At 70.7% G+C, this 26,942-nt stretch carries 25 protein-coding genes; 9 read left to right on the top strand and 16 right to left on the bottom strand.

All coding sequences use genetic code 11. The features are described 5' to 3' along the window. Positions 1-16: 16 nt before the first annotated feature. The 4 genes from J0P97_RS12100 to rpsP all read right to left on the bottom strand — a co-directional run bounded on the left by J0P97_RS12100 (position 17) and on the right by rpsP (position 5,548). Entirely contained in the window at positions 17-4,147 is a 4,131-nt protein-coding gene (locus J0P97_RS12100; protein ID WP_308163559.1) for a bifunctional nitrate reductase/sulfite reductase flavoprotein subunit alpha, read from the bottom strand. A gap of 105 nt (positions 4,148-4,252) precedes the next feature. After that, positions 4,253-4,888, bottom strand: coding sequence for a ribosome maturation factor RimM (gene rimM, locus J0P97_RS12095; RefSeq protein ID WP_215488040.1), 636 nt, complete (start codon positions 4,886-4,888; stop codon positions 4,253-4,255). Between the two features lies 1 nt (position 4,889). Further along, on the bottom strand, positions 4,890-5,120 hold the full coding sequence (locus J0P97_RS12090) for an RNA-binding protein (RefSeq protein ID WP_215488039.1): 231 nt from the start codon (positions 5,118-5,120) through the stop codon (positions 4,890-4,892). A gap of 5 nt (positions 5,121-5,125) precedes the next feature. Continuing rightward, positions 5,126-5,548, bottom strand: a complete 423-nt coding sequence (gene rpsP / locus J0P97_RS12085; RefSeq protein WP_215488038.1) for a 30S ribosomal protein S16 — start codon at positions 5,546-5,548, stop codon at positions 5,126-5,128. Positions 5,549-5,744: 196 nt separating this feature from the next. Here rpsP and J0P97_RS12080 point away from each other — a divergent pair, with 196 nt between their 5' ends. Both J0P97_RS12080 and J0P97_RS12075 read left to right on the top strand, forming a co-directional pair. Beyond that, positions 5,745-6,932 (top strand): glutamate--cysteine ligase, encoded by a 1,188-nt coding sequence (locus J0P97_RS12080; protein WP_215488037.1) that lies wholly within the window; start codon positions 5,745-5,747, stop codon positions 6,930-6,932. A gap of 23 nt (positions 6,933-6,955) precedes the next feature. Then, complete coding sequence (locus J0P97_RS12075) at positions 6,956-7,720, top strand: SGNH/GDSL hydrolase family protein (protein ID WP_215488036.1); 765 nt, start codon at positions 6,956-6,958, stop codon at positions 7,718-7,720. Between the two features lie 4 nt (positions 7,721-7,724). Here the strand turns inward: J0P97_RS12075 and ffh are convergent, their stop codons facing one another. Both ffh and J0P97_RS12065 read right to left on the bottom strand, forming a co-directional pair. Continuing rightward, positions 7,725-9,284, bottom strand: coding sequence for a signal recognition particle protein (ffh, locus tag J0P97_RS12070; RefSeq protein WP_215488035.1), 1,560 nt, complete (start codon positions 9,282-9,284; stop codon positions 7,725-7,727). Positions 9,285-9,296: 12 nt separating this feature from the next. After that, positions 9,297-9,866, bottom strand: coding sequence for a TetR/AcrR family transcriptional regulator (locus J0P97_RS12065; RefSeq protein ID WP_215488034.1), 570 nt, complete (start codon positions 9,864-9,866; stop codon positions 9,297-9,299). Between the two features lie 97 nt (positions 9,867-9,963). On the opposite strand from J0P97_RS12065, the gene lipB reads away from it, so the two are divergent. Both lipB and lipA read left to right on the top strand, forming a co-directional pair. Then, positions 9,964-10,608: a lipoyl(octanoyl) transferase LipB gene (gene lipB / locus J0P97_RS12060; RefSeq protein ID WP_215488033.1), complete on the top strand. Its 645-nt coding sequence runs from the start codon at positions 9,964-9,966 to the stop codon at positions 10,606-10,608. Then, entirely contained in the window at positions 10,605-11,630 is a 1,026-nt protein-coding gene (gene lipA / locus J0P97_RS12055) for a lipoyl synthase (RefSeq protein WP_215488032.1), read from the top strand. The genes lipB and lipA overlap by 4 nt, the downstream gene beginning before the upstream one ends. Positions 11,631-11,640: 10 nt before the next feature. Here the strand turns inward: lipA and J0P97_RS12050 are convergent, their stop codons facing one another. Genes J0P97_RS12050 through smc form a run of 3 tightly spaced genes read right to left on the bottom strand, consistent with a single transcriptional unit; the run spans position 11,641 to position 16,612 of the window. Further along, positions 11,641-12,141: a DUF2004 domain-containing protein gene (locus tag J0P97_RS12050; RefSeq protein ID WP_215488031.1), complete on the bottom strand. Its 501-nt coding sequence runs from the start codon at positions 12,139-12,141 to the stop codon at positions 11,641-11,643. Positions 12,142-12,191: 50 nt separating this feature from the next. Next, positions 12,192-13,064 carry a signal recognition particle-docking protein FtsY gene (gene ftsY / locus J0P97_RS12045; protein ID WP_215488030.1) on the bottom strand — a complete coding sequence of 291 codons (873 nt, stop codon included), beginning with the start codon at positions 13,062-13,064 and terminating at the stop codon, positions 12,192-12,194. A gap of 23 nt (positions 13,065-13,087) precedes the next feature. After that, positions 13,088-16,612 (bottom strand): chromosome segregation protein SMC, encoded by a 3,525-nt coding sequence (gene smc / locus J0P97_RS12040; RefSeq protein WP_215488029.1) that lies wholly within the window; start codon positions 16,610-16,612, stop codon positions 13,088-13,090. A gap of 445 nt (positions 16,613-17,057) precedes the next feature. On the opposite strand from smc, the gene J0P97_RS15815 reads away from it, so the two are divergent. The 3 genes from J0P97_RS15815 (at position 17,058) to J0P97_RS12030 (ending at position 19,454) form a co-directional block, all read left to right on the top strand. After that, positions 17,058-17,186 carry a hypothetical protein gene (locus J0P97_RS15815; RefSeq protein WP_281423683.1) on the top strand — a complete coding sequence of 43 codons (129 nt, stop codon included), beginning with the start codon at positions 17,058-17,060 and terminating at the stop codon, positions 17,184-17,186. 85 nt (positions 17,187-17,271) lie between these two features. Then, positions 17,272-18,384 (top strand): GNAT family N-acetyltransferase, encoded by a 1,113-nt coding sequence (locus J0P97_RS12035; protein WP_215488028.1) that lies wholly within the window; start codon positions 17,272-17,274, stop codon positions 18,382-18,384. Next, on the top strand, positions 18,381-19,454 hold the full coding sequence (locus J0P97_RS12030) for a GNAT family N-acetyltransferase (protein WP_215488027.1): 1,074 nt from the start codon (positions 18,381-18,383) through the stop codon (positions 19,452-19,454). Before J0P97_RS12035 ends, J0P97_RS12030 begins: the two co-directional genes overlap by 4 nt. 15 nt (positions 19,455-19,469) lie before the next feature. Here the strand turns inward: J0P97_RS12030 and mutM are convergent, their stop codons facing one another. The 6 genes from mutM to J0P97_RS12000 all read right to left on the bottom strand — a co-directional run bounded on the left by mutM (position 19,470) and on the right by J0P97_RS12000 (position 24,629). Continuing rightward, entirely contained in the window at positions 19,470-20,396 is a 927-nt protein-coding gene (mutM, locus tag J0P97_RS12025) for a bifunctional DNA-formamidopyrimidine glycosylase/DNA-(apurinic or apyrimidinic site) lyase (RefSeq protein ID WP_215488026.1), read from the bottom strand. A gap of 6 nt (positions 20,397-20,402) precedes the next feature. Continuing rightward, on the bottom strand, positions 20,403-21,092 hold the full coding sequence (gene rnc / locus J0P97_RS12020; RefSeq protein ID WP_215488025.1) for a ribonuclease III: 690 nt from the start codon (positions 21,090-21,092) through the stop codon (positions 20,403-20,405). A 13-nt stretch (positions 21,093-21,105) separates the two neighbouring features. Continuing rightward, positions 21,106-21,315, bottom strand: coding sequence for a 50S ribosomal protein L32 (gene rpmF / locus J0P97_RS12015; protein ID WP_127095660.1), 210 nt, complete (start codon positions 21,313-21,315; stop codon positions 21,106-21,108). A gap of 2 nt (positions 21,316-21,317) precedes the next feature. Then, positions 21,318-21,875, bottom strand: coding sequence for a YceD family protein (locus J0P97_RS12010; RefSeq protein WP_372449713.1), 558 nt, complete (start codon positions 21,873-21,875; stop codon positions 21,318-21,320). Between the two features lie 77 nt (positions 21,876-21,952). Beyond that, the gene (coaD, locus tag J0P97_RS12005; protein WP_215488024.1) at positions 21,953-22,450 is read right to left on the bottom strand and encodes a pantetheine-phosphate adenylyltransferase; all 498 of its coding nucleotides are present in this window, start codon (positions 22,448-22,450) and stop codon (positions 21,953-21,955) included. Positions 22,451-22,466: 16 nt separating this feature from the next. Then, the gene (locus J0P97_RS12000) at positions 22,467-24,629 is read right to left on the bottom strand and encodes an ATP-dependent DNA helicase RecG (RefSeq protein ID WP_215488023.1); all 2,163 of its coding nucleotides are present in this window, start codon (positions 24,627-24,629) and stop codon (positions 22,467-22,469) included. Between the two features lie 71 nt (positions 24,630-24,700). Between J0P97_RS12000 and J0P97_RS11995 the strand changes: the two genes are divergently transcribed. Continuing rightward, positions 24,701-25,297 carry a 1-acyl-sn-glycerol-3-phosphate acyltransferase gene (locus tag J0P97_RS11995; protein WP_215488022.1) on the top strand — a complete coding sequence of 199 codons (597 nt, stop codon included), beginning with the start codon at positions 24,701-24,703 and terminating at the stop codon, positions 25,295-25,297. 45 nt (positions 25,298-25,342) lie between these two features. Further along, a complete protein-coding gene (rsmD, locus tag J0P97_RS11990) occupies positions 25,343-25,912 on the top strand; it encodes a 16S rRNA (guanine(966)-N(2))-methyltransferase RsmD (RefSeq protein WP_215488021.1) in 570 nt (189 codons plus the stop codon). 9 nt (positions 25,913-25,921) lie between these two features. Here rsmD and thiL read toward each other — a convergent pair whose 3' ends face one another. Then, a complete protein-coding gene (gene thiL, locus J0P97_RS11985) occupies positions 25,922-26,920 on the bottom strand; it encodes a thiamine-phosphate kinase (RefSeq protein ID WP_215488020.1) in 999 nt (332 codons plus the stop codon). Positions 26,921-26,942: the final 22 nt, after the last annotated feature.

Genomic DNA, 26,942 nt, shown 5'->3' with positions numbered 1-26,942 from the left:
GATGAGGGTGCCGCCGTCAGTACACGTCGCGTGCGTAGCGACGCTGCGCGGCGAGCTTCTTGATGAACTCGACAGCGTGATCGTGCGGCATCCCCCCATGGGTCTGACTGATCGCGACGAGGGCGGCCTCGACATCCTGCGCCATTCGCGCCGCGTCGCCGCAGACGTACACGTGTGCGCCGTCCTGCAGCCAGCGCCACAGCTCGGCTCCGTGCTCGATCATGCGGTCCTGCACGTAGATCTTCTGGCGCTGATCGCGCGAGAACGCCACGTCCAGGCGCGTGAGGAAGCCGTCACGGCGCATCTGCTCGAGTTCGTCGCGGTAGTAGAAGTCGGTCGCCTCGTGCTGCTCGCCGAAGAACAGCCAGTTGCGGCCGCGGTGCGCATCGGCTCGGCGATCGTGCAGGAACGCCCGGAACGGGGCGATCCCGGTGCCCGGACCGATCATGATCATCGGCGCGTCGGGGTTCGCGGGAGGGCGGAAGTGCGAGGACTTCTGCAGGTAGACGCCGGATGCCGTGTCCGCCGCCCGATCGGCGAGGAACGTGGAGCACACGCCGCCGCGTTCGACCGCGGCGTCGGTCTGGAAGCGCACGACCGAGACGGTCAGCTGCACTTCGTCGGGGTGCGTCTTCGGGCTGGACGAGATCGAGTACTGGCGTGGCTGCAGGCGTTTGAGCACCTGCACCCATTCCTCGGGGTCGGCCATCACGGGGAACGCGCGAAGCAGGTCCACGGCCTGCATCCGCCAGAGGAACTGCTCGAGCCTGGCCTTGTTCTCGCGTCGCGTGAGCACCGACAGTGCCGTGTCCGGCGTCCGTCCGGCGACGAACTCGATCAGGGCGGGCGTGATCTTCGTGATGTCGAGGCGCGTGCGCAGGGCGTGTCCGAGCGCGCGCTCCTCGCCGTCGAGCTCGATGACCGAGCGTGCGGCGAGTCCCGTGGCCTCCAGCCATTCGTTCACGACGCCGGAGGCGTTGGAGCAGATCACGCCCAGCGAATCGCCCGCTTCGTACTCGGCGCCGGAGTCGGCGAGGTCAAGACCGATCTGGCGCACTTCCTTGCCCGACCCCGGCCCGCTCAGCAGCACGTTCGTCACGAGCGCGGCGCGCACCGGGTTCGCGCGCGTGAACAGACGGCGCGCCGCGACCGGCTCGGCGGGCGCGGTGGTGGGGACGGTCGTCGCATCCGCACCATTCGTGTTCGTCAGCGCCCCGAGCACCTGTTCCAGCCAGGCCGATGCCGCGTCGGCGAAGTCGGGTTCGCAGTCCACGCGTGGCACGAGAGCCGTGGCGCCGAGCGCGCCGAGACGGTCGTCGACGCTGCGCCCGTGCCCGCAGAAGTCGTCGTAGCTCGAGTCGCCCATCGCGAGCACCGCGTACCGCAGGTCATCGAGCGCCGGTGCGCCCTCGGCGCTCAGCTGGCCCCAGAAGTCGGCTCCGTTGTCCGGAGGCCCTCCGTCGCCGAAGGTGGAGGTGATCACGAGCAGTCGACGCACGTCCACGAGATCCGCGACGCGCGCATCGATCATGCTGAGCACCCGGGCGGGAACACCGCGGCGCCCCAGCGCGGCCGCGGTCGTGGCCGCGAAATCCTCGGCATTGCCGGTCTGCGACGCCCAGAGCACCGTCACGGGGTCAGGAGCGGCGGCGTCGGCACGATGCACCTCGTGCGGAACGCGCGTGCGGGAGAACGCCCCGGCCAGGACGCCGTCGACCCAGGCGCGCGTCGACGGACGCAGCGGCGAGGTCACCGGCACGACCGGGACCGACCCGTCATCGAGAACGCTCACGTCGAGGGCGGCGAGGAAACCGCCCACGTACGCGCGCTCGTCGTCGTCCAAGGTCGGGGCGGTGACGGTCTGGCCGAGCACCTGCGCGGCGACGGCGAGCCCGCCGGCGCGAGCGGTCGCCGGAGACGGTCCGGCGGTCACCGTCGCCGGACCCACGCGCCGCACCGACACCGCCGCGATCTTGAACTCCGGCTGGAAGGATGCCGCGTCGACGGCGTCGCTGGTGACCGCGTTGACGGTGAGATTCTGGCCATGGGCGTCGTTCCAGTGGAACGGCGCGAACAGCCCGCCGGGGCGCACGCGATCGCTCACGACGGCGGGGGCGACGAAAAGGCCGCGACGCGAGGCGATCTCGAGCTGATCGCCCTCGTCGATGCCGAGCGCCTTCGCATCGTCCGGATGGATCTCGACGAACGGTCCCGGATTCAGCTTGTTGAGCTTCCCCACCCGGCCGGTCTTGGTCATCGTGTGCCACTGGTGCTGCAGCCGTCCGGTGTTCAGCACCCAGGGGTAGTCATCGTCGGGCAGTTCGCGAGCGTCCATGTGCGGGCGCGGGAGGAACTGGGCGCGCCGCGAGGCGGTGGGGAACGCGAGTGCGGGCGTCGTGCCGTCGCTCCTCACGTGCAGGGTCTGGCTGATGCCGTCGTTGAGATAGCGGATCGGGTGGCGCTCCGCTGCGTCTCCCGGGGGGCTCGGCCACTGCACGGGTCCGCTGCGCAGCCGGTCGTAGTCGATCCCGCGGAGGTCCCATCCGGACTGCGGGTTGTGGAACCGGCGGATCTCGTCGAAGACCTCCTCCGTCGAGGAGAACGTGAACCCGTCCGCGACGCCGAGCGCCTGGGCGATCTTGCAGATCGTCATCCAGTCCGGCTGGGCGTCGCCCGGAGGGTCGACGATCTTGCGCACGAGCGTCAGCGTGCGGTCGCTGTTGACCGTGACGCCGTCGCCTTCCACCCAGAGGGTGGCGGGCAGCAGGATGTCGGCGTAGGCGTTCGTCGCCGAATCCGTGTACACGTCCTGCACGATCACGAGCTCGGCGGAGGTCAGTGCATCGATGACCGTGGCGCGGTTGGCCACCGAGGCGGCCGGGTTGGTGCAGATGATCCATGCCGCTTTGATGGCCCCTTCGGCCATCTGCCGGAACATGTCGATCGTCCCGGTGCCCGCCTCCGGCCGGATCGTGCCGCGGTCGATCCCCCAGACGTCCTCGGTGAAGGCGCGGTCCTCCGCCGAGAAGACCGAGCGCTGCCCTGGCAGCCCCGGCCCCATGTAGCCCATCTCGCGCCCGCCCATGGCGTTGGGCTGTCCCGTGAGCGAGAACGGGCCGCTCCCCGGGCGGCAGATCGCGCCGGTCGCCAGATGCAGGTTGCAGATCGCGTTGGTGTTCCACGTGCCGTGCGTGGACTGATTGAGCCCCATCGTCCACAGCGTCATCCACTCGCCGGCTTCGCCGATCCACTGGGCGGCGGTGCGGATGTCGGACTCGGCCAGACCCGTGATCTGCGCGACGCGTTCCGGGGTGTAGTCGGCGAGGAAGGCCGGCATCGCATCCCAGCCGTCCGTGTGGGCGGCGATGAAGTCGCGGTCCACGTGCCCCGCCTCCCAGAGCAGAAGCAGCAGGCCGTTCAGCAGCGCGAGGTCGGTGCCCGGCGCGATCTGCAGGAACAGGTCGGCGCGCTCCGCGGTCGCCGTCCGTCGGGGGTCCACGACGATCAGCCGTGCGCCCTGTTTCAGGCGGTCCGCCATGCGCAGGAAGAGGATGGGGTGACAGTCCGCCATATTGGAGCCGATGACGAAGAACAGGTCGGCGTGCTCGAAGTCCTCGTACGAGCCCGGGGGTCCGTCGGCGCCGAGCGACTGCTTGTACCCGGTGCCTGCCGAAGCCATGCACAGCCGCGAGTTCGACTCGATGTGCAGGCCGCGCAGGTAGCCCTTCACCAGCTTGTTCGAGAGGTACTGCGCCTCCATCGTCATCTGACCGGAGACGTACACCGCGACGGCATCCGGACCGTGCTCGTCGATGATCGCGCGCAGGCGCGCCCCCGCGTCGTCGATCGCCGTCTCCAGCCGCACGGGAATCGCCTCCGCTCCGCGCGAGGCGCGCCGCAGGGCCGTCGTCATCCGTCCCGGCGCGCGCATCAGGTCGATGTGCGTCGCGCCCTTCGTGCAGAGGCGGCCCGCATTCGTGGGATGCGCCTTGTCGCCGACGGCCTTGTCGAGGGCGATCGGATGCCCCGGCTCGGCGGTCGTCGTCACCGATATCCCGCACCCCACCCCGCAGTAGGAGCAGACCGTGCGGAACGCCGACGCCCGAAGGCTCTGCGACGCTCCCGATGTCTCTGCGATGGCACCCACAGCACGATGATCCGCGATCGAGGTTCCGGCGGGTCGCTCGGGGTGTTTCCTCGATGTCACATTCGACGCACGAACGCCGCGTCGCCGCAGTGAGGTCGGCCCGGGTCAGTCGCGCTCGGGCGCGTCCTCCGGGTCGGATGCCGCGTCGCCGTCGGTCGCGTCGGCATCCGTCGGGTCTTCCGCGAGGGCCTCGTCGACGTCGACGTCGACGATGTCCTCGAAGAGTCCGGCCGGCGGTGTGACCACGATGCGCCCGGACGCGACGTCCACCGTCGGCACGATCGCCCGGACGAAGGGCACGAGGACCTCGTGATCGCCCGCGACGCGGACCGTGAGAAGGTCTTGGGCGGGAAAGTGGTCCACGCGGACGACCTTGCCGATCACGTGATCGTCGCGAACCACATCGAGGCCGATGAGCTGGTGGTCGTACCAGGCGTCGTCTTCGGCGGGAGCAGCGGTGTCCTCATCGATCCACAGGATGGCCTTGATCAGCTCCTCCGCGGCGTCGCGATCATCGATGCCCTCGAAGAATGCCACGGGGTGGCTGTTCATCCATCGGAACTCGCGCACCGTGAGGGTCTTGCCGTGCCACGGGGACGCGTCGGGAACCTGCAGCGTGAACGCCGCCCCCGGGATGAAGCGGCCGTCCGGATCGTCGGTGTACAGCTCGAGCTTGAACGCACCCTTGAGGCCATGCGCCTTGACGAGACGGCCGACGCGCAGCTGGTTCTTGCCCGCCACGTCAGTCGTCCGCGACGTCGACGCGCACGCGGGCGCCGTCGGCGAGAGCGGAGACGAGGGTGCGCAGCGCCTTCGCGGTGCGACCGCCGCGCCCGATCACCCGACCTCGGTCATCGGGGTGCACGCGCACCTCGAGGACGTCGCCGCGGGGCGACGTGGAGGAATGGATGACGACGTCGTCGGGGTGATCGACGATCCCCTTGACGATGTGTTCGAGCGCGGCGGACAGCACAGCGATTACTCGGCGTCGGCCGCGGGGGCCTCGGTCTCGGCGTCGGCCGCCTCGGCGGCGGGCGCGTCGGCCTTCTTCTCCGCCTTCGGGACGATGACCGACTTCTTGCCGGAGTCCAGCGTGAACTCCTCCTTCTCGCCGGCGACCTTCACCGTCGAGACGGCGTTCTTGTCGCCCTTGAACTTGCCCCAGTCGCCCGTGAGCTTCAGCAGTGCCGCGACCTGCTCGGTCGGCTGCGCGCCGACGGAGAGCCAGTACTGGGCGCGGTCGGAGTCGACCTTGATGATCGAGGGCTCCTCGGTCGGGTGGTACTGACCGATCTCCTCGATGACGCGGCCGTCGCGCTTGGTGCGCGAGTCGGCGACGACGATGCGGTAGTAGGGCGCACGGATCTTGCCGAGGCGCTTGAGACGGATCTTGACAGCCACAATTCTCCTGAATGGTGTTGTGAGGTGATGAACGTCGCCTGGAGCGTGGGGTGCACACCCGGCGGGAGCTCTGAGGTGGACCGTCCCCGCCCGGTTAGAGGGTCGCGCGAGTGGTCCAACGGTCCATTTTGCCAGATTGTTGCGGATGCCGCGAACCGACGCGTTCGGTCCGCCCCGCTCGTGTCAGACTGGCGCCATGACGGTGCCCTTCGCGACCTCCGCCCGTTCCTCGATGGGCGTCGAGTGGGAGATCATGCTGGCGGACGCCGACACGGGCGACCTCGTACCCCGGGCTCCCGAGGTGCTCGCCGCCATCGGCGCAGGCGCGGACCTCGAACGGCACACGATCACGGAGGAGCTCCTCACCAACACGATCGAGGTGACGAGCGGCATCGGCGACACGGTCGCTGCGGTGATCGATGACATCGCCGATGCCATCGCCCAGATCCGGACCGTCAGCGATCCGCTCGGGATCGAGCTGCTCTCGGCAGGGAGCCACCCGTTCGCGCAGTGGTACGACCAGGAGGTCACCGACAAGACCCGCTATCACAAGCTCATCGAGCGCACCCAGTGGTGGGGGCGCAACATGATGATCTGGGGCATCCACGTCCACGTCGGCGTCGAGGACGTGGACAAGGTCTTCCCCATCATCGGCGCCCTCGCGACCTATCTGCCCCACCTGCAGGCGCTGTCGGCCTCCAGCCCGTTCTGGGCGGGCGAGCGCACGGGCTACGCGTCCAACCGCTCCCTCGTCTTCCAGCAGCTCCCCACCGCGGGACTCCCCTGGCCGCTCACCGACTGGGCCCAGTACGAGTCCTACCTCGACGACATGATCCGCACCGGGGTCATGGACGATGCCACGGAGGTGCGGTGGGACATCCGCCCGGCACCGCGCTGGGGCACGATCGAGGTGCGCGCGTGCGACGGGATGTCCACCCTTCCCGAGCTCGCGGCCGTCGCCGCACTCGTCCAGGTCCTCGTGGAGCACTTCTCCCGCGAGCTGGATGCCGGGCGGGACCTCCCCGCGCTGCAGCCGTGGTTCGTCCGTGAGAACAAGTGGCGCGCCGCGCGGTACGGCGCCGAGGCCCGCGTCATCGTCGATCGCGAGGGCACGCAGCGGCACGTGTCCGAGCATCTCCGCGAGACGCTGTCCGAGCTCGCCCCGATCGCCGAGGAGCTGCACTGCGCCCGGGAGTTCGCCGGCGTCGCGCGGATCCTCGACGAAGGCGGCAGCTCGTCACGTCAGCTCCTCGTCGCCGACGCCGCCGGAGGTGACCTGCGCCAGGTGGTCCAGCACCTCATCCGCGAGTTCCGCGCCGGACCCACGCTGCGCGACCACCTGCGCGATCTCGCCGGCGGGGACGGGCTCACGGCGCAGTCCTAGCCGAGCGGGCGTAGGGTGCGCCTATGCCACGCCCGCGCTCCGGTTCGACCGTCCGCCCGCCCAGGCCCCGCATCGCGGCGATCGCCGCGATCACCGGAACCGCGGTCACCGCCCTTCTCATCTCCGGCTGCGCGCCCGATCCGGGATCGGCCGCGGATGCCGCCGGCGGTGCGGCGCCCACGTTCGCCGCACCGGTGCCGACCCCGAATCCGACGTCGAAGACCGCGAACAGGCTGCGCGTGACGACAGTCGGCGACTCGCTCATGTCCGGGTACGGCCTCGACCTCGGCCAGGCCTGGCCGACGCTCCTCGCCGACAAGGAGCACATCACCCTCACCAACCTCGCCTGCGGGGGCATGGGGTTCGTCGTCTCCGGCGACTGCGGCACGCCGTACGCGGGCCTCGTCCCGGCCCTGGCCGCCCTGCAGCCGGATGTCGTCATCGTCCAGTCCTCGAGCAACGACTTCGGCGAGGATCCCGACGACATCCGCTCCGAGACGATCACGACGGTGCAGGAGATGCACGACGCCGCGCCGGACGCCCGGATCATCGGACTCAGCACGATCTGGAACGACGACGCCGACCTCCCCGACGACGTGGCCTCGACCTCCGACGACCTGCGCATCGCGGTCGGGATGGTGGACGGGGTCTTCCTCGATGTGGGTCAGCCCCTCAGCGGCCACGCGGATTGGATGCAGGCCGATGACGTGCACCCCACCCCGCGCGGGCAGCAGGCGATCGAGCACGCGGTGCTGACGAGCCTGCAGGGCGCCGGCATCCTGCCGTAGCGGATCAGCCCTTGCCGAAGAGCTTCTGGATCTCGGCGAGATCAGCCTCGCTGGGCTGACCCGAGCCACCGCCGGCGCCGAGCCCGAAGCCGGATCCGGTCGGAGCGGTCTGTGCGGCCGCGAGACCGGTATTCTCCGCGGCCCGCTTGGCCGGGTTCCCTGAACGGGACCCGGTGCTCTTCTTCTGCTTGCCGCCCCGCTTGCTGGAGGCACCGGGCTTTCCGCCGAGCGAACCCATCCCGGGCATCGAGGGCACCCCGCCGCGCGCGACGGTCTTCATCATCTTCGCGGCCTGCTCGAACCGCTGCACCAGCTGGTTCACATCGGTCACCGTCATGCCGGAGCCGCGCGCGATCCGCAGGCGACGCGACCCGTTGAGGACCTTGGGGTTCCGCCGCTCGACGGGCGTCATCGAGCGGATGATCGCCTCGGTGCGGTCGATCTCCCTGTCGTCGAAGTTCTCGAGCTGCTGCTTCATCTGGCCCATGCCCGGGAGCATCCCGAGCATCTTCTTCATCGAGCCCATCTTCTTCATCTGCTGAAGCTGTTCGAGGAAGTCCTCGAGGGTGAAGGTCTCGGTCGCGAGCTTCTCGGCGACCTTCCGCGCCTCCTCCTCGTCGAACGCCTCCTGAGCCTGCTCGATGAGCGTCAGGATGTCGCCGAGATCGAGGATCCGGCTCGCCATGCGGTCGGGGTGGAACGCCTCGAGGTCGTCGAGGCCCTCTCCGGTCGACGCGTAGATGATCGGGCGGCCGGTGACGGATGCCACGGACAGCGCCGCGCCGCCGCGGGCATCGCCGTCGAGCTTGGAGAGCACGACACCGGTGAAATCCACGCCGTCCTGGAACGCCTTGGCGGTGTTCACGGCGTCCTGGCCGATCATCGCGTCGATGACGAACAGGACCTCGTCGGGGTCGGTCGCCCTGCGGATGTCGGCCGCCTGCTTCATGAGTTCGGCGTCGACGCCGAGGCGGCCAGCGGTGTCGATGATGACGACATCGTGCTGCTGGCGCCGCGCGGTCTCCACGCCGTCGCGCGCGACCTGCACGGGGTTGCCGACGCCGTTGCCCGGCTGCGGGGCGTACACGGCGGCCCCGGCCTGCTGCGCGACGACCTGGAGCTGGTTCACGGCGTTCGGACGCTGCAGGTCGGCGGCGACGAGGAGGGGGGTGTGCCCGTCCTTCTCCAGCTGCTTGGCGAGCTTGCCGGCGAACGTCGTCTTGCCCGAGCCCTGGAGCCCCGCGAGCATGATGACCGTCGGGGCCGTCTTGGCGAACTGCAGACGACGCTGCTCGCCGCCGAGGATCGCCACGAGCTCCTCGTTGACGATCTGGACGACCTGCTGCGCAGGATTGAGTGCGCGGTTCACCTCGTCGCCGAGGGCGCGCTCGCGGACCTTGGCGGTGAAGTCCTTCACCACGACGAGGGCGACGTCGGCATCCAGCAGCGCCCGCCGGATCTCGCGGACCGTGCCGTCGACGTCCGCGGGCGTCAGCTTGCCCTTGGTGCGGAGGTTCTTGAAGGTCTCTGTGAGCCGGTCGCTCAGGGTGCCGAAAGTCGCCATGATCCCCCGATTCTACGGAAGCGTGGGGCCTGCGGCGTCCATCGCCTCGGCGAGGACGACGCCCAGGGGCGCTCGGCCGGGGCCCGCCGTCGCCCAGACCTCGATCGCGGAGAGCACGGCACCCGCGTGCGCAGCGCCGGCGACCTCGGCCCGAAGGGGCACCACTCCGTCCGCGCGCAGCCGATGGGAGATGGCCGCGGCGATCCGGGATCGTCGGATGCCCGCGTCGCGTTCGAGCTCGTCGGCGAGGCCCATCGCATCGGTGTGGACGAGCGCGAGCGCGAGGCTGTCGGGCGCGAAGCCCTCACCCACTCCCCGGACGGCGGCGCGGACCTCCGCCGCGGCATCCCCCGCCGTGTCCCCCAGAAGGAGCGTCTCCAGCGTGGCGATCCGCTCGTCCAGGCCCGCCCAGAGCACATCCGACTTCGCGGTGAAGTAGTTGAAGAAGCTCGACCTGCTGACGCCGGCCCGCTGCGTGATGTCGGCGACGGTCGTCCCCTCGAACCCCTGCTCGAGGAAGAGCTCGCAGGCGGCTTCGGCGATCACGTCTCGCGATGTCGCGCGCGGACGGCCGATGCTCATCCCGCCACTGTAGTGAGTCGTTCGATTCCGTCGGGGCGTCCCGTTCTCCCGAGGCGTATTGTTGGACTCGGTACACAAACCGATCCGAAGGAGCGTCATGCTCGACGTCCGCATCGAGGGGCTCGCCCCCGACTTCGTCCCCTACCCCGACGCCTGGGCGCAACAGCGTGAGATCCACGCCGACGTCGTCGCCGGCACCCGCCCCGACACGCTGCTGCTCCTCGAACACGAACCGGTCTTCACGGCCGGCGCGCGGACAGCTCGCCACGAGCGCCCGACCGACGGGACCCCCGTGGTCGACGTCGACCGCGGCGGGAAGATCACCTGGCACGGCCCGGGCCAGCTGGTCGGCTATCCGATCGTCCGCCTGAGGGAGCCCGTCGATGTCGTCGCGCACGTGCGCCGGCTCGAAGGCATCCTCATCGATGTGCTCGCCGGCCTCGGTGTCGAGGGGTACCGCGTGGACGGACGCAGCGGGGTGTGGGTGCGCCGACCGCTGTCCGAAGACAAGATCGCCGCGATCGGCGTCCGCGTCCAGCGCGGCGTCACGATGCACGGCTTCGCGCTGAACTGCGACAACTCGCTCCTGCCGTTCTCCCAGATCATCCCCTGCGGGATCTCCGACGCCGGCGTCACCACGATCAGCGAGGTGCTCGGGCGCGATGTCCGCCCCGCGGATGTCGTGGATGCCGTGACGGCCGCGTTCCAGGCATCCTTCGCCCCGGCGGAGGCGGCGGCATGAGCGCCTGCGGCACCCCCGCATCGTCTGCTCCCGCGTCGGCGCCTGACGGACGCAAGCTCCTGCGCCTCGAGGTGCGCAACGCCCAGACGCCGATCGAGCGCAAGCCCGACTGGATCAAGACGAAGGCGAAGATGGGGCCGGAGTATCAGGCCCTCCAGGCGCTCGTGAAGGGCGAAGAGCTTCACACCGTCTGCCAGGAAGCGGGCTGCCCGAACATCTACGAGTGCTGGGAGGACCGCGAGGCCACCTTCCTGATCGGCGGCTCGCAGTGCACCCGGCGGTGCGATTTCTGCCAGATCGATACGGGCAAGCCCGCCGACTACGACACCGACGAGCCGCGCCGCGTCGCCGACAGCGTGCGCCGGATGCAGCTGCGCTACGCCACGGTCACCTGCGTCGCCCGCGACGACCTCCCCGACGGGGGCTCCTGGCTCAATGCGGAGACGATCCGACAGATCCACGCGATGAACCCCGAGACGGGCGTCGAACTGCTCGCGACGGACTTCAACGGCGAGCCGCGCCTCCTGAACGAGGTGTTCGACGCGCGCCCCGAGGTGTTCGCGCACAACGTCGAGACGGTGCCGCGCATCTTCAAGCGCATCCGGCCCGCCTTCCGCTACGAGCGCTCCCTCGACGTGCTGACGCAGGCGCGTGCGGCGGGGCTCATCACCAAGTCGAATCTCATCCTCGGCATGGGCGAGGAGCCCGAAGAGGTCGTGCAGGCGCTCCACGATCTGCACGACGCCGGCACGGACATCATCACGATCACGCAGTACCTCCGCCCCTCCCCGCGCCACCTGCCGGTCGCTCGGTGGGTCAAGCCCGATGAGTTCGTCGGGTTCAAGGAGGAGGCGGAGCGCATCGGCTTCCTCGGCGTCCTCGCCGGACCGCTCGTGCGCTCGTCGTATCGCGCCGGGCGCCTCTGGGCTCAGTCCATGGCGTCGAAGGGGCGGGAGCTGCCGCCGCACCTCGCCCATCTCGGGCGCGCGGCCGAAGAGGCCTCGTTCGCTCAGGCCGTGTGAGCGGAGCGGTTCAGTCGGCGCTCGTGACCGACTGGACCGCTCCGTCGCTCGTGAGGTGCACGAGCAGCACGTCGTCGGTGGCGTCGGCATCCAGCGCGTACTCCAGGACCGCGAACGGGTCGGCACCGCCGTGCTCGTCGGCGAGGATCGTCATGCTCACCAGCTGCAGCGAGCGGATGATGTCCATCTGCACGTCCCCGGAGATGTCGACGAGGACGTCCGTCAGGTTCTCCCCGAACTCCTCCTGCTGCTGCAGGAGGTACTCCGTGACCTCGCTCGTCCGGTCGTCGAGTTCGGAGACCATCGCGTTCCGCGCCGTGAGGTCGATGTCCTCGAGCGAGGAGATCATGGCCGCCGCGACATCCAGCGCGTCCTGGGACACGTCGTCCTGGTCGGGCGCGGTGAGGTCGACCGTCACGCGCTGATCCGCGAAGTCGACCGTCTCGGACCAGAAGATCGATCCGTCGGGCCCGGACTCGAGGAGTCCGAAGTAGTCGTGCTCGATCGCCATGTCCCTATGCAACCACCGTCGCGGCCCTCAGTCCACCAGCGCCGCGCGCATCAGTCCACCAGAGCGGCGGCGAACACGTGCGGAGTGAAGCCGGTGAGGTCGCCGATCCCCTCGCCCTGGCCGAGCAGTTTCACCGGGATGCCGGTGCGCTCCTGCACCGCGAGGACGAAGCCGCCCTTGGCGGATCCGTCGAGCTTCGTGAGCACCAGACCGGTGACGCCGGCGTGCTCGAGGAAGGCCTCGGCCTGCATGACCCCGTTCTGGCCGGTCGTGGCATCCAGCACCAGCAGCACCTCGCTGATCGGCGCCTGCTTCTCGATCACACGGCGGATCTTGGTGAGCTCGTCCATGAGCCCGCCCTTGGTGTGAAGGCGCCCGGCCGTGTCGACGAGCACGATCTCGGTGCCGGTCTGCTTCGCGTAGTCGATCGTCTGGTATGCGACGGATGCCGGGTCCTGCCCCTCGTGCTGGGGACGCACGATCGTCGCGCCCCCGCGCTCGGCCCAGGTCGCGAGCTGGTCGACGGCCGCGGCGCGGAAGGTGTCGGCCGCGCCGACCACCACGGACCGGCCGTAGCGCTGGAGGAACTTGGCGAATTTGCCGATCGTGGTCGTCTTGCCGACGCCGTTGACGCCGACGACGAGCACGACGGCGGGCCGCTCCGTGAGGCGCAGCGTCGTGTCGAATTTCGCGAAGTGCTCCTCGAGGGTCTCCTTCAGCATCCGCTGCAGGTCGCGCGGATCGGTCGTGCGGTACCGATCGACCTTCTCGCGCAGCTCGTCCACGATGCGCTCGGTGATGTCGGGGCCGAAGTCGGCCGTGAGCAGCGCCGTCTCGAGGTCGTCCCAGGTCGTCTCATCGATCGTGGGTTTGACGAACATGCCGCGCAGTGCGCGGCCGAGCGACCAGGAATTCTCCGCCATAGGTCCAGCCTAGACGGCCGGGCTCAGACCGCTTCGCGCTCCCGCACCCGCTGCCCGATGACGGCGGAGACCCCGTCCTGCCGCATCGACACCCCGTAGAGCGCGTCGGCGATCTCCATCGTGCGCTTCTGGTGGGTGATGACGATGAGCTGACTGGACGCGCGCAGCTGTTCGAAGACGCCGAGAAGACGCCCGAGGTTGGCATCGTCGAGGGCCGCCTCGACCTCGTCGAGGATGTAGAACGGGCTCGGTCGCGCCTTGAAGATCGCGGTGAGCAGCGCCACCGCTGCGAGTGACCGCTCACCTCCGGACAGGAGCGAGAGTCGCTCGATCTTCTTTCCGACGGGCCGGACGGACACCTCGATGCCGGTCGTGAGCGGATTGTCGGGGTCGGTCAGCGAGATGCTGCCGGTGCCACCGGGGAACAGAATCGGGAAGACCTCGCCGAACGCCGCCTTCGTGTCCTCGAAGGCCGCGAGGAAGATCGTCTGCATGCGCTCGTCGAGCTCGCCGATGATCGTCTCGAGGTCCTTGCGGGTCTGGACGAGGTCGGCCAGCTGCTCGGTGAGGAAGGCGTGACGCTGCTCGAGAGCCGCGAACTCCTCGAGGGCGAGCGGGTTCACCCGCCCCAGCTGCGCGAGCTTGCGCTCCGCGTCCTGCAGACGGCGGCGTTCGGATGCCGGGTCGAACGGGCGCTCGACCTCGTTCTCGGCCGTCTCCCCCGCCCCCGGGGGAACGGGCTGGTCGGGGCCGTATTCCGAAATGAGAATATGCTCGTCGAGCGCCAGTTCCGACGACACGCGCTCGAGGAGACTCGTGACGTGAAGGCGCTTCTCGTGCATCTGGAGCTCGAGTCCGTGCACGCTCTCGGTCAGCCCCGCGAGGCGCTCGCGCACGGTCGCGTCCTTCGCTCGCAGCTCCGTCAGCTCCGCCGTCAGCGCCGTGCGCGCCTGCTCTGCCAACTGGAGCTCGACCCGCGCCTGCGTCACGGAGCGGTCGACGGAATCGAGGAGCGGCGGGAGCGTGTCCGTCACCTCGGCCGCGATCTCGCGCTGCGCGCGGCGGATGACGGCGCGGCGTGCCGCTTCCTCCGCCGCTGACCGCTCGCGCTCACGCTGGCGGACGAGCTGGTCGACACGGGCCTCACCGGCGCGCACGCGCTCCTTGCGGGTCTCGACGTCCAGCCGAGCACGCATCTCCGCGTCGCGGGACGCCTCGAGGGCGGCGAGCATCTCCTCGCGCGAGGACGCGTCGAGGATCGGCCGCGGCGCCTCCTGCGCGACGGTTAGCGCGTCGGTCGCCACGCGCGCCGCCTTCTCGGCGTCCGCGACCGTGCCCTGCACCTGCGCGAGCCCCGCCTCGAGACGCTCGCATTCCGCGACGGCGGCCTCATGGCGCACCGTCGCTCGGTTGAGGCGTTCGGTGTGCGCGGCGAGGGCGGCGTCGTGGTCGCGCAGTCGCTGGAGCGACTCCCGGGTGTGCGCGCGGGCGGCGTCCCAGGTGCGCTGCGCGTCGCCGAGCGCTTCGCGGAGCGAATCGGCGACCACCCGGATCTCCGCGAGCCGGGCCACGGCGGCGTCGCGCTCGGCACTCAGCTCGAGCCGGGAACGGCCGCCACCCGAGCCGGCCCGGACGGTGTACTCGGTCACGACCTCGCCGGAACGCGTGATGATCGTCACGGCGCCGCCCACGTCGCGACGGGCGAGCTCCGCTCCGGCCGCATGCGCGGCCTCCAGGTCCTCGACGATGGCGGAGAACGCGAGCAGGCCGCGGATGCCTTCGGGCGCCGTCACCACGTCGACGGCCGGCGTGACGCCCGCGAGGCCCGCCAGCTGGGGGGTCATGGCCTGCGCCTGCGCGATCGCGATGTCGACGCGTCCGAGGTCGTCCGCCGTCGCAGCACGCGCGAGGGCGAGCGCGGCATCCACGTCGTCGACGAGGACGCCCTCGGCGAGAGACCCGAGGGCGGCGGCGATCGCCGCCTCGAAGCCCGGGGTCACTTTGACGGCATCTCCCACGAGGCCGCGCACGCCGTGCGCTCCGCGATCGATGAGCGCCGCCGCGGCGTTGCGCACATCCAGGGCCCGCCCGAGGGCGGCCGACTGCGCGGTCAGCGACTCGGTCTCGCGCTCGGCGGCATGCAGACGGTCGCGGAGAGCCGAGACCTCGGCCTCAGCGGCCGCGGCGTCGCGCTGGGCGCGTTCGTACTCGGCCGTGTGCTCGCCCGTCGAGCCCTCCGGTGCGGATTCAGGATCGACCTCCGCGAGCGCCTCCTCGGCCTCGGCGCGGCGGGCCAACGCGGCATCCAGCGCCTTCTGCTGCCGCGCGGTCGCGGCGCGCACCGCCTCGAGGCGGGACCCAGCCGCGTCGGCGGCGCCCCGCAGCTTCGTGATCCGCATGTCATGGGCGGAGACGAGCGCGCTCTGCGCGGCGATGTCGGCGTCGAGTGCGTCGAGTTCGGCGCGGGCCCGGATCACGTCCCGACCGGCGGCAGCAGCCGCATCGCGCGCGTCGCCGAGGCCCGCCGCGATCTCGTCGGTCTCCGTGCGTGCCTCATCGATCGCCGCCTGGCTCACCGTGGCGACCTCGAGCGCCAGCGTGCCATCGTCCTCGAGGAGCGCGAGCCGCTGGCCGGCGAGGGAGTACAGGCTCCGCAGTCGCTCCTGGACGCGCTCGAGCGCGAACGCGACGCCGCGCGCGGCGTCCACGGCCTCCGATCGCTGCTGGGACTCGACCGCATCGATCCGCAGTTTCAGCTGCTCGGCCTGGTCCTGCAGCACCATCCGCTCCGCGTGGCGCTCCTGCTCGCTGTGCGCGTGATCGGCCAGCTGAGTGCGAAGCGCGACCAGTTCAGCGGCGTACAGACGCGCCTTGGCGTCACGGACGACGGCGGCGATCGTGGCCGCCTCGCGGGCGATCTCGGCCTGCTTGCCGAGGGGCTTCAGCTGGCGGCGCAGCTCGCCGGCCAGATCGCTCAAGCGCGTGAGGTTGGCCTGCATCGCATCGAGCTTGCGGAGCGTCTTCTCCTTGCGACGGCGGTGCTTGAGGATGCCCGCGGCCTCCTCGATGAACCCGCGCCGATCCTCGGGAGATGCCTGGAGGACGCTGTCGAGCCGGCCCTGACCGACGATCACGTGCATCTCGCGGCCGAGTCCCGAGTCGCTCAGGAGCTCCTGCACATCCAGCAGCCTCGCGCTCTGCCCGTTGATGGCGTACTCGCTCGTCCCGTTCCGGAAGAGGGTGCGGCTGATCGTCACCTCGCTGTAGTCGATCGGGAGCGCGCCGTCGCCGTTGTCGATCGTGAGCTGCACCTCGGCACGGCCGAGCGGGCCGCGGGTGGACGTTCCGGCGAAGATGACGTCTTCCATCTTGCCGCCGCGGAGGGTCTTCGCACCTTGTTCGCCCATGACCCAGGCAAGGGCGTCGACGACGTTCGACTTGCCCGATCCGTTGGGCCCCACGATGCAGGTGACCCCCGGTTCGAGGGCAAAGGTCGTCGGCTGGGCGAAGGACTTGAATCCCTTGAGCGTCAGGCTCTTCAGGTGCATGCGTCGTCCTCCGCCGATGAGTGTCGGACCCACGCTAGCGGACGCGGCCCCGGAGGCGGCCTTGACGCGCGCCACTTCGGCCCGCTAGTGTCCTAGATCGCGTCAGAAGTAGAGAAAGGAGGTCCCTGACATGATGATCAACATCACCACCGCCGCCGGAGTGCACACTCCCGCGATCACGTTCTCGGGGACCCGCTCCTTCGGCGTCGCCGTCCCGGCCGCCGGCTGACCGGACACCCCGGAGAACTCCGCCTCGAGGCCCCGGCCCGTGCTCTCCGAGCACGTCCGCGCGATCCGCACCGCTCCGGTGCCCCGCCTCTCCCGCGTCCTGAACGCGTTCCCGCCGTCTCTTCGGCTTCTCTCTTCCCCGCCCCGTCCGCCCACCCGGGCATCGACCGTGGCGACTGTCGAGCATCCCGCTCATCCGCACCGAAAGCACATCATCATGCGCACGTCCTCGTCGTATCACGACTCGTCCGACCACGAACAGCGTCGGCTCCGGCTCGCTCAGCGCGACCGGCTCCAACGCGAGCACGACTGGCAGCGGCTCCTGCAGCTCCGCCCGTTCCTGTGATCCCGATCGGTGGGGCTCCCGCTTCGGAGCCCCACCACGGCATCCATCCACCATTCCCACTCCACCCGCCCCTCGAAGGATCGACATGACCGCTCCGCACGGCGCCCAGTTCCGACCTCTCTCCCTCCCGTCTTCGATGAAGGGTCCCGACGCGGAGGAGTTCCGCGAGTTCACCCGCGTCCGCAACGCGGTGTACCGCGAGATCTCCGGCAGCGACAACGACGCGCTGACGCCCGAGGAGCTCCTGCCCTTCTACCAGCCGACCCCCGAGGAGATCCGCCACATCTGGGTCGTACTCGTGGACGGACGCATCGTCGGCCGCGTCGGCGTCGACATCCCGCTCGAGGAAGGGTCTCGCGGCGTCTTCTGGCTGATCGAGCTTCTCGAAGCCGTCCAGGGGCGCGGCATCGGGACGGCGGCCTACGCCCTCGTCGAAGAGACGGCGCGCAGCCACGGCCGGACCGTGCTGCAGTCGTGGGCGCAGCATCCGGACGCTCCCGGCCCGAGGCTCACCCCGCCGACCGGGTTCGGGTCGATCCCGGAGGATCGCGTCGCCCGCTTCTACCTCCGCAATGGCTACACCCTCGAGCAGATCGAGCGCGAGAGCGCCTTCGAGCTCCGCGGATCGGACGACGAGGCCGTCGACGGCGAGGCATCCGGTGCCACCGTCGCGCGTCTGCTCGCGGATGCCACGGCTGCGGCGACCGGCTACCGCGTCGTGCAGTGGCAGGTGCCGACACCTTCCGAACACGTCGCCGGGTACGCCTGGATGAAGTCGCGCATGTCGACGGACACCCCGATGGGCGCCCTCGAGTTCGATGAGGAGGTGTGGGATGCCGCACGTGTCGAGCGTCACGACCTCAAGGCCACGAGTGGCGGGCGCACGATGCTGGTGACCGCGGCTCAGCACATCGACACCGGCGACCTCGTCGCCTTCAACGAGCTGGTCATCGGGTCGGACGCCACGGGCGCCTCGCACCAGGAGGACACGCTCGTCCTGCGCGAGCACCGCGGGCACCGGCTCGGGATGCTCGTCAAGTGCGCCGGGCTTCAGACCTGGCACTCCCGCATCGCGCCCCACTCCCCCCGTGTCATCACGTACAACGCGGAGGAGAACCGCCCGATGCTCGACATCAACGAGGCGATCGGGTTCGTGCCGATCGCGTACAACGGTGCCTGGAAGAAGGTCCTGACATGACGACGATCACCCCCGTCGTGGTCCCGGCGCGCCTGGATGAGTCCGCGGCCGAGCCGTTCGTCGCGATGATCACGGTGACGAACGAGGCCCTGCGGCACGACGTCGGCCTCGACCACCTGGACGCCGACCCGGCTGAGGTCCTGCCGGGCTGGCAGGACCAGACGTACCACCTCCGCCGCGGGTTCCTCGCCCACGATGCCGGCGGACGCGCAGTCGGATCGCTGACGTTCAGCGCGCCGAAGGAGGAGGGCGCGACGGAGATGGAGTTCGAGCTCGGCGTCCTCCCGGATGCGCGCGGCGGAGACGTCGAGAGCGCCCTGTTCGCACGGCTGGAGGAGGAGGCGCGGTCCCTCGGCCGGAGCGCGCTGCAGACCTACACCGCGCACCGGATCGATGAGAGCGCCCGGGCGGTCCCCTCCCCCTCGGGCTACGGGGGCGTGCCGCTGGATGCGACGGCGCGCACCTACCTCGACGCGGGGTTCGCCCTGGCGCAGGTCGATCGCAACAGCGCGTTCGACCTCACGGGGTCGCTCGATGCGGTGCGGAGGATGTGCGAGGATGCCGTGGCGTTCGCCGGACCGGACTACCGGCTCCTCACCTTCTCGCCGCCCACACCCACGGAGCTGCGCGAGAGTCTCGCGTTCGTCCTGTCGCGGATGTCGACGGACGTGCCGCTGGGCGCTCTCACCGTGACGGAGGAGGTGTGGGATGCCGCGCGCGTCGCCGTCCGCGACGAGCGGATCGCGCGATCGGGGCTGCTCGTCTCCGTCGCGGCCATCCTGCACGTGCCCACCGACCGCATCGTCGCCTACAACGACCTCGCGATCGGCGCGGACCGCACGCGGCCCACCCACCAGTGGGGCACGCTCGTCGCGCGCGAGCACCGCGGCCACCGCCTCGGCACGATCGTGAAGTGCGCGAACATCCTCCGGTGGCACGAGCTCGTGCCGACCTCGCCGTTCATCTCGACGTTCAACGCCGAGGAGAACCGTCCGATGCTCGACGTCAACGAGGCGATCGGGTTCACCCCGCTCACGGTCGGCGGGGCGTGGGAGAAGCGCCTGGACTGAGCGGTGCCGCGTGCTTCAGAGACGGAGTCGCTGGCAGTACGGGCAGAAATGGCTCGACCGGTTCATGAACGCCGCCCGGACGATCGGGCGGCCGCAGCGCGGGCAGGGCTGGCCGGCGCGACCGTACGCGTTCAGCGAGTGCGCGAAGTAGCCGGCCTGCCCGTTCACATTGACGTACTGCGCGTCGAAGCTCGTCCCGCCTTCGGCCAGGGCCCTGTGCAGCACGGTGCGGATCTCGGCGAGGAGCCGTGCCACGGCCCGCGCGGACAGGGCGGCTCCGGGCGTCTCGGGATGGATGCGCGACGCCCACAGCGATTCGTCCGCGTAGATGTTGCCCACCCCGCTGAGCACCGTCTGGTCGAGGAGCACGCGCTTGATCGCCGATCGCTTGGCGCGCACCGTGGCGCTGAAGCGGCTGTCGGAGAACGCGGGGTCCAGCGGATCCCGCGCGATGTGCGCAACCTGCGAGGGCACCGCCGCGGCGTCCGTGCCCCATCCCGCCGGGGACCCGTCGGGAGTGGGGACCAGGTGGTCGAGCGCGAGCGACCCGAAGGTGCGCTGGTCGGCGAAGACCACCGCGAGGTCGCCGTGCCGCGGGTGGGCGATGTCGAGCCGGATCCGCTCGTGCCGCTCGGGGGGCGCGCCGGTGGGGCGGAGGAGGAGCTGACCGCTCATGCCCAGGTGCGCGATGATGGCTTCGCCCTGCCGGATCGCCGCGGGCCCGGCACCCGCGGCATCCGCCAGCGGCAGCCACAGGAACTTCCCGCGACGCGCGGCGGCCGTGATCGTGCGGCCCGTGAGTGCGGCCTCGAAGGATGCCGCATCGCCGGTGTGGCGCGTCAGGGCCCGCACATCGGGCACCGTGACCGCATCGATACGCGCACCGATCACCGCCGGCGCGAGACCCGCGCGGACGACCTCGACCTCGGGGAGTTCGGGCATGCGTGCTCAGACGCGATCACTGAGGGCGTGCCATACGGCGAGGGCGCCGGCCATCTCGGCGTGCTTCTTGCTGGTCCCGCGACCCGTGCGCGAGGCGCCGCCGACGGTGACGGTGGCTGTGAAGACCCGATTGTGATCGGGCCCCTCCGCCTCCACGACGTAGCGTGGCGGCTCGAGGCCGAGGCGTGCGGCGAGTTCCTGCAGGCTGGTCTTCGGGTCCATCGCCGCGCCGTAGCGGTCGGGGTCGGCCATGAGCGGCGCGACGAGGCGCAGCACCAGATCGGTCGCGGCTTCGGGTCCGGCGGAGAGGAACGTGGCACCGATCACGGCCTCCGTCGTGTCGGCGAGGATCGAATCCTTGTCGCGGCCCCCGGTCTGGTCCTCACCGCGGCCGAGGCGGATGTGCGCACCGAGACCGATCGCACGCGCGACCTCCGCCAGGGCGACCGTCGACACGACGCTCGCGCGGCGCTTCGCGAGGGCGCCCTCCTCGAGCTCAGGATGCGTCGTGTAGAGGTGCACCGTCACGGCCTGGCCCAAGATCGAGTCGCCGAGGAACTCCAGGCGCTCGTTGTGCGGAACCCCGCCGTTCTCGTAGGCGAACGAGCGGTGTGTGAGGGCGAGCGACAGAAGCTCGGGGTCGATATCGACCCCGAGCTTGTCGGTGAGCAGCTGCTGCTCGATCTGCGCGTCCATCAGGGCGCGACGATCAGACGTCGGCGACCTTGCGGCCCTTGTACTCGAGGAACAGCTCGGTGCCCTGCGAGTCGGTGACGACCTTCGCCTGGTGCGGGCGGCTGTAGACGACCTTGCCGTTCTCGACGGTCTTGACGAGGGGGGTCGGCTCGGCCTTCCACTGCGCGCGACGCGAACGAGTGTTGGAGCGGGAGACCTTCCGCTTCGGGGGGTTACCTGCCATGGCTAGCTCTTCTCTGTGTGGGAGACGCCGTCGCGCAGTGCGTCGTCGTCGTGGTCTGGGGTGTCGGCCTTCAGCGCGGCCAGCGCGATCCATCGGTCGTCGATCGGAGGCTCCAGGGTGGTGCCTTCCGCCAGCTTGTCGCCCGTGACCGGATCAAGACCGGGGCAATCCGGCTGGCACACCGGTTGGAACGGAAGCGACAGGACGACCGAATCCCTGACCGGAGTTTCAAGATCCACGTGGTCGTCTTGAACCTCGAAGTCGGTCGCTTCATCTCCAGGATAGCCGAAGAGCTCCTGAAACTCGACTTCGACGGGCTCGGCCAGCTCCGTCAGGCATCGGCCGCAGACGCCCGTGTAGCGCGATCGGATATCCGCGGTGACCAGGATGCCCTCGTGCACCGCCTCGAGACGGACATCGACCGCGACCGGTTCACCTTCGGCGATGGAGACGAGCCCCTCTCCCCACTTCTCGGGCGCGGGGATCTCGACTTCGAACTCGCGCATCTCACCCGAACGGTGCAGGATGTCGCGCACCGGGAAGACCAACGGTCCGTTCACATGCTTTCTGACCACGTGTCCATGGTACCGGCGCGGATGGGTCCGGGGCCCCGGCGCCCCGCCTCCGAGGCCGGAGCTCAGAGCTCGCGTGCGCCGGTGTCGAGGAACCGCGCGACGGGACCGGGGACGAACGGGGACACGTCGCCGCCGAGGGCTGCGACCTGCCGGACGAGCGAGCTGGACACGAGCGCGTGCGCGGGATCGGGCAGGAGGAAGACGGTCTCGATGCCCGCGAGGTGGCGGTTCACGATCGCCATCGGCGTCTCGTACGCGACGTCCACCTGAGAGCGGATGCCTTTGACGAGCACACCGGCATCCACGTCCTGCGCGTAGTCGACGAGAAGCCCCATGCTCCACGCGGCGATGATGATGCGGCCGGGCACGTCCTCCTCGGCGATGGACTGCTCAAGGAGCGTCAGGCGCTGCGCGATCGGAAGCATCGCCTCTTTGCCCGGATTGTGCACGACGAGCACGTGCACCTCGTCGTAGAGGGTCGCGGCCCGGCGGATGACGTCGAGATGACCCAGCGTCGGCGGGTCGAAGGAGCCCGGGACGACCGCGATGCGGTTGTTCATGCGTCCAGCCTATCCGTCAGTTCTTCGCGAGAGCGGCGCGCTCCTGCGTGCCCAGCCGCCGCCGCAGCGCGTCATCCAGGCCGGGGTGGGCGTGCAGCGCCGGGTCGGTCTCGAGGAGGTCCTCGGCCGCCTGCCGGGCGAGGGCGATGATGTCGGCGTCGGCCACGACGCGCAGGAGCCGGAGGGACGACCGGGCGCCCGACTGCGCGTCGCCGAGCACGTCGCCCTCACCACGGAGCTCGAGGTCGACCTCCGCGAGAGCGAATCCGTCGGTCGTCGAGGCCACCGCGTCCACCCGCGAGCGGGCAGGTGTCCCCTCCGGCGCCTCCGTGACGAGGAGGCACAGCCCCGGAACGGCGCCCCGTCCGACGCGACCGCGGAGCTGGTGGAGCTGCGAGACCCCGAACCGGTCGGCCTCGAGGATGATCATGGTCGACGCGTTCGGCACGTCCACGCCGACTTCCACGACGGTGGTCGCGACGAGGACGTCGATCTCGCCGCGGGCGAAGGCCTGCATCACGGCATCCTTCTGCTCCCCCGGCATCTTGCCGTGCAGGATCTCCACACGGATGCCGGCGTAGGGCGGCAGGGAGGCGAGGAGCTCCGCCACCTGGACGACGCCCCAGCGGGTGCGGGGCTGCTCCCCCTCGAGGACGGGCGCCGCCTCGGGCTCGTCCTGCGCCTTGCCGGAGGCCTCGGCGTCGATCGCCGCGCAGACGACGAAGACCTGCCGGCCGAGCGCGACCTCCTCGGCCGCGCGCTCCCACACCCGCCCGAACCAGCCGGGCTTCTCCGCGAGGGGCGCGACGTGCGTCGTGATCCCGGCGCGTCCGGTGGGCAGCGTGCGGATCGTGGAGACGTCGAGGTCGCCGAACACCGTCATCGCGACGGTGCGCGGGATGGGGGTCGCCGTGAGGACGAGCACATGAGGCGCCGTGCCCTTCGCGCGCAGCGTCTCGCGCTGCTCGACGCCGAACCGGTGCTGCTCGTCGACGACGACGAGACCCAGATCGGCGAAGGTGGTGGAGGCGCTCAGGAGGGCGTGGGTGCCGACGACGATCCGCGCCTGACCGGACGCGGCGCGCAGGGCCGCCTTGCGGCGCTCGGCGGCGGAGAGCTGGCCGGTCAGCAGGGTCGGCATGAGCTCGGGCGCGAGATCCGGTCCGAGCATCTTCGCGATGGAGCGCACGTGCTGCGCGGCGAGCACCTCGGTCGGGGCGATGAGCGCCGACTGCCCCCCGGACTGCGCGACCTGCAGCATGGCGCGGAGGGCGACGAGGGTCTTGCCCGAGCCGACCTCGCCCTGGACGAGGCGGTTCATCGGCCACGCGCCCTCGAGATCGCGCGCGATCACGTCGCCGACCGCGACCTGATCGTCGGTGCGCTCGAAGGGCAGCCGCGCATCGAATCGGGTGAGCAGGTCGCCCGGCGCCCGCGCCGTCGCCGACATGTCCCGGACGGCCTGGCGCTGCTGGAGGAGTCCGGTCTGCAGGACGAATGCCTCCTGCATGCGCAGCGCGGCACGCGCCGGCTCGATGTCCTCGAACTCCTGGGGCGCGTGCAGACGACGCAGCGCCGTGTCGGCGTCCGAGAGGTCGTGGGTGCGCCGGAAGTCCTCGGGCAGCGGGTCGGCGATGGGCGCGAGGCGCTCGAGGATGTCGGCCACGGCCTTCTGCACCTGCCAGCTGGCCACCGTGCTCGTCGCGGGATAGATCGGGATCGGCGTGTGCTGCTGCGCCTGTGCGTTCAGCCGTGCGGCATCCTCGTCGTCGAACAGCTCGTAATCGGGGTGGGCGAGCTGCTGGTGCCCCTTGAACTGGCCGACCTTGCCGGAGAAGATCCCCTGCCGGCCGACGCGGAGCTGGTCGGCACGCCATTTCTGGTTGAAGAAGGTGAGGGTGAGCGCGCCGACGCCGTCGCTGATCACGACTTCGACGATCGATCCGCTGCGCTGACGCATGGGTCGGGAGGTGACCGAGCGCACTTCGGCGACGATCGTCACCTGCTCGCCGAGCGGGAGCGACGCGATCGGGGTGAGCTCGCCGCGACGCGCGTATCGGCGCGGATAGTGGTTCAGCAGATCCGCCACCGTCAGGGCCCCGAATGCCCGCTCGAAGACGCCGGCCGTCTTCGAGCCCAGCGCGTCGACGAGCGACGAGTCGAGCGTGAGCGAGGCCATGCGAGAAGTCTAGGCAGGGGGACGGACGGCATACTTCCCGCCGGGTATGCGCCGCCGCGTACAGTTCTCACGTGATCCGTCGCCTCCTCGCCCGTGTCTACTGGTTCTTCAGCCGCTGGACGCTGCGCTCCGAGCCGGCGCCCACGCGGCCCACCGTGCTCATCGGCGCCCCGCACACGTCGAACTGGGACTTCGTCCTCATGCTCGCGATCGCGTGGCGCCTCGGCATCCCGATCCGGTGGCTCGGCAAGGCGAGCCTGTTCGCCGGGTGGCGCGGGCCGATCATGCGTGCGCTCGGCGGCATCCCGGTCCAGCGCGACGACGCGAGTCGGGTCGTCGACGAGGTCGTCGGGCGCGTCCGCGACGGCGAGGTGTTCGGCCTCGTCGTCACTCCCGACGGCACGCGCGGCACCCGCGGCCCGCGAAGCGAAGCCGTGTTCTGGAAGAGCGGCTTCTACCGCATCGCGCGAGAGACGGGGATGCCGGTGACCCTCGGGTACGTCGATCGCACGACGATGACGACCGGGCTCGGACCGACCATGAGCCTCACCGGGGATGTCGCGGCCGACATGGACCGCATCCGCGCCTTCTACGCCGACAAGGCGGGCCTGCGCCCGGAGCGGCGCACCGAGCCGCGTCTGCAGAGCGAGACGTCAGCCGGGTCCTGACCGGATCCCGGCCGGGTGCTGCCCGGGCGTCGATAGGGTGAGCGGGTGACGCGCATCATCGCCGGCATCGCCGGTTCTCTGACCCTCGCCGTGCCGGATGCCGGCACCCGCCCGACGAGCGACCGCGTGCGCGAGTCGCTCTTCGGGGCGCTGGAGTCGAGCGATCTGATCCAGGGAGCCGTGGTCCTCGATCTCTTCGCCGGGTCGGGCGCACTGGGGCTCGAAGCGCTCAGCCGGGGTGCGGCATCCGCCGACCTCGTCGAGAAGGCGCCGCGCGCCGCCTCCGTCGCCGAACGCAACGCACGGTCGGTCGGCACCGCGATGTCGGCGCCGCCCGCCCGCGTGCACCGTGCCGCCGCGGACGCCTACCTGCGCGCGAACGCCCGGAGCTTCGACCTCGTCTTCGTCGATCCGCCCTACGACCTCGACGACGCCACACTCGGGGACACCCTCACGCTGCTCGCGCCGCGGCTGAGCCCCGCGGCCACGGTCATCATCGAGCGGTCGACCCGCTCGGGAGAGCCGGCGCTTCCGCCGGGGCTCACGATCGACCGGGCGAAGCGGTACGGCGACACGACCCTGTGGTGGGTCGGTCCGCTCGCCCCGGAGGACTGAGCGGCCGCGTCAGCCGCGACCCGCATCCCAGTCGCGGTGCGGGTCCCAGCCGAGTCGCCCCGTGACCGGCGTGCCCGCGATCGTCACGGGTGCGGCGCCCCGCTCGCGCACGTGCCCACGGAGGACGAACGACTCCGGCAGAACGGCGCCCGGCGGGAAGCACGCGAGAAGCCCGTGGTCTTCTCCCCCGCGCAGCGCGTCGTCGTCGAGACCGGCGTCGAGATCGATGGTCACCCCGGAGGCATCCGCGAGCCGCGTGGCATCCAGCAGCAGCCCGTCCGAGACATCCATCATCGCGGTCGCCCCGGCCCGCGCGGCCTCCACCCCGCGCCGGACGGGCGGGGTCGGCCGCAGCTGCGCGGTGACGTCGGCTCGCTCGGCCTCGGTGAGCGCGTGCGCATCGATCGCCGTCGGAACTCCCGAGGCATCCCGGAACCGCTCGAAGAGGAGCGCCACACCGCGCGCGGCGCCGCCCAGCTCGCCGGAGACGGCGACGACATCGCCGGGGCGCGCCCCCGACCGGAGCACGGGGTCCCCACCGTCGAGGACGCCCAGCACGGTGACCGCGATCGTGAGCGTGTCGGATGCCGTCAGGTCTCCCCCCTCGACGGCGCACCCGGGGGCGAGCGCGTCGCAGGCGTCCCGGAGCCCCTGGGCGAGCTCGTCGACGAACCGTGCCTCGGTGTCGTCGGGAAGGGCGAGCGCCACGAACAATGCGACCGGTCGCGCCCCCATCGCTGCGATGTCGGCGAGGTTCACCGCCGCCGCCTTCCAGCCGAGATCCGCGCCGCTCGACCAGGCGAGGCGGAAATCGGGCCCGTGCACGAGCGTGTCGGTGGAGACCACCACCCGCCCGCCCGGCGCGGCGAGCACCGCGGCGTCGTCGCCGGGGCCGACCTCTGCCCGAGAGGTGCCGCCGAGCACGCGCAGGATGCGACTCAGCACGGCCCGCTCGCCGAGCTCGCCGACAGTGCTCGCGTCGCCCTCGTCCCTGCGTCCACCGTCCATCCCTCCACGGTAGCCTGGTGGG

This window comes from Microbacterium flavum (assembly GCF_018717645.1).
GTDB classification, from domain to species: Bacteria; Actinomycetota; Actinomycetes; order Actinomycetales; family Microbacteriaceae; genus Microbacterium; species Microbacterium flavum.
The sequence above is the reverse complement of the archived record's forward strand: the minus strand, read 5'-3'. Positions and strand labels throughout refer to the sequence as shown.

Excerpts from the sequence above, each read along its gene's own strand:
- J0P97_RS12080 (WP_215488037.1), top strand. The coding sequence starts at position 5,745 with ATGACGGTGCCCTTCGCGACCTCCGCCCGTTCCTCGATGGGCGTCGAG.
- J0P97_RS12075 (WP_215488036.1), top strand. The coding sequence starts at position 6,956 with ATGCCACGCCCGCGCTCCGGTTCGACCGTCCGCCCGCCCAGGCCCCGC.
- ffh (WP_215488035.1), bottom strand. The coding sequence starts at position 9,284 with ATGGCGACTTTCGGCACCCTGAGCGACCGGCTCACAGAGACCTTCAAG.
- J0P97_RS12065 (WP_215488034.1), bottom strand. The coding sequence starts at position 9,866 with ATGAGCATCGGCCGTCCGCGCGCGACATCGCGAGACGTGATCGCCGAA.
- lipB (WP_215488033.1), top strand. The coding sequence starts at position 9,964 with ATGCTCGACGTCCGCATCGAGGGGCTCGCCCCCGACTTCGTCCCCTAC.
- lipA (WP_215488032.1), top strand. The coding sequence starts at position 10,605 with ATGAGCGCCTGCGGCACCCCCGCATCGTCTGCTCCCGCGTCGGCGCCT.
- J0P97_RS12050 (WP_215488031.1), bottom strand. The coding sequence starts at position 12,141 with ATGGCGATCGAGCACGACTACTTCGGACTCCTCGAGTCCGGGCCCGAC.
- ftsY (WP_215488030.1), bottom strand. The coding sequence starts at position 13,064 with ATGGCGGAGAATTCCTGGTCGCTCGGCCGCGCACTGCGCGGCATGTTC.
- smc (WP_215488029.1), bottom strand. The coding sequence starts at position 16,612 with ATGCACCTGAAGAGCCTGACGCTCAAGGGATTCAAGTCCTTCGCCCAG.
- J0P97_RS15815 (WP_281423683.1), top strand. The coding sequence starts at position 17,058 with ATGCGCACGTCCTCGTCGTATCACGACTCGTCCGACCACGAACAGCGT.
- J0P97_RS12035 (WP_215488028.1), top strand. The coding sequence starts at position 17,272 with ATGACCGCTCCGCACGGCGCCCAGTTCCGACCTCTCTCCCTCCCGTCT.
- J0P97_RS12030 (WP_215488027.1), top strand. The coding sequence starts at position 18,381 with ATGACGACGATCACCCCCGTCGTGGTCCCGGCGCGCCTGGATGAGTCC.
- mutM (WP_215488026.1), bottom strand. The coding sequence starts at position 20,396 with ATGCCCGAACTCCCCGAGGTCGAGGTCGTCCGCGCGGGTCTCGCGCCG.
- rnc (WP_215488025.1), bottom strand. The coding sequence starts at position 21,092 with ATGGACGCGCAGATCGAGCAGCAGCTGCTCACCGACAAGCTCGGGGTC.
- rpmF (WP_127095660.1), bottom strand. The coding sequence starts at position 21,315 with ATGGCAGGTAACCCCCCGAAGCGGAAGGTCTCCCGCTCCAACACTCGT.
- coaD (WP_215488024.1), bottom strand. The coding sequence starts at position 22,450 with ATGAACAACCGCATCGCGGTCGTCCCGGGCTCCTTCGACCCGCCGACG.
- J0P97_RS12000 (WP_215488023.1), bottom strand. The coding sequence starts at position 24,629 with ATGGCCTCGCTCACGCTCGACTCGTCGCTCGTCGACGCGCTGGGCTCG.
- thiL (WP_215488020.1), bottom strand. The coding sequence starts at position 26,920 with ATGGACGGTGGACGCAGGGACGAGGGCGACGCGAGCACTGTCGGCGAG.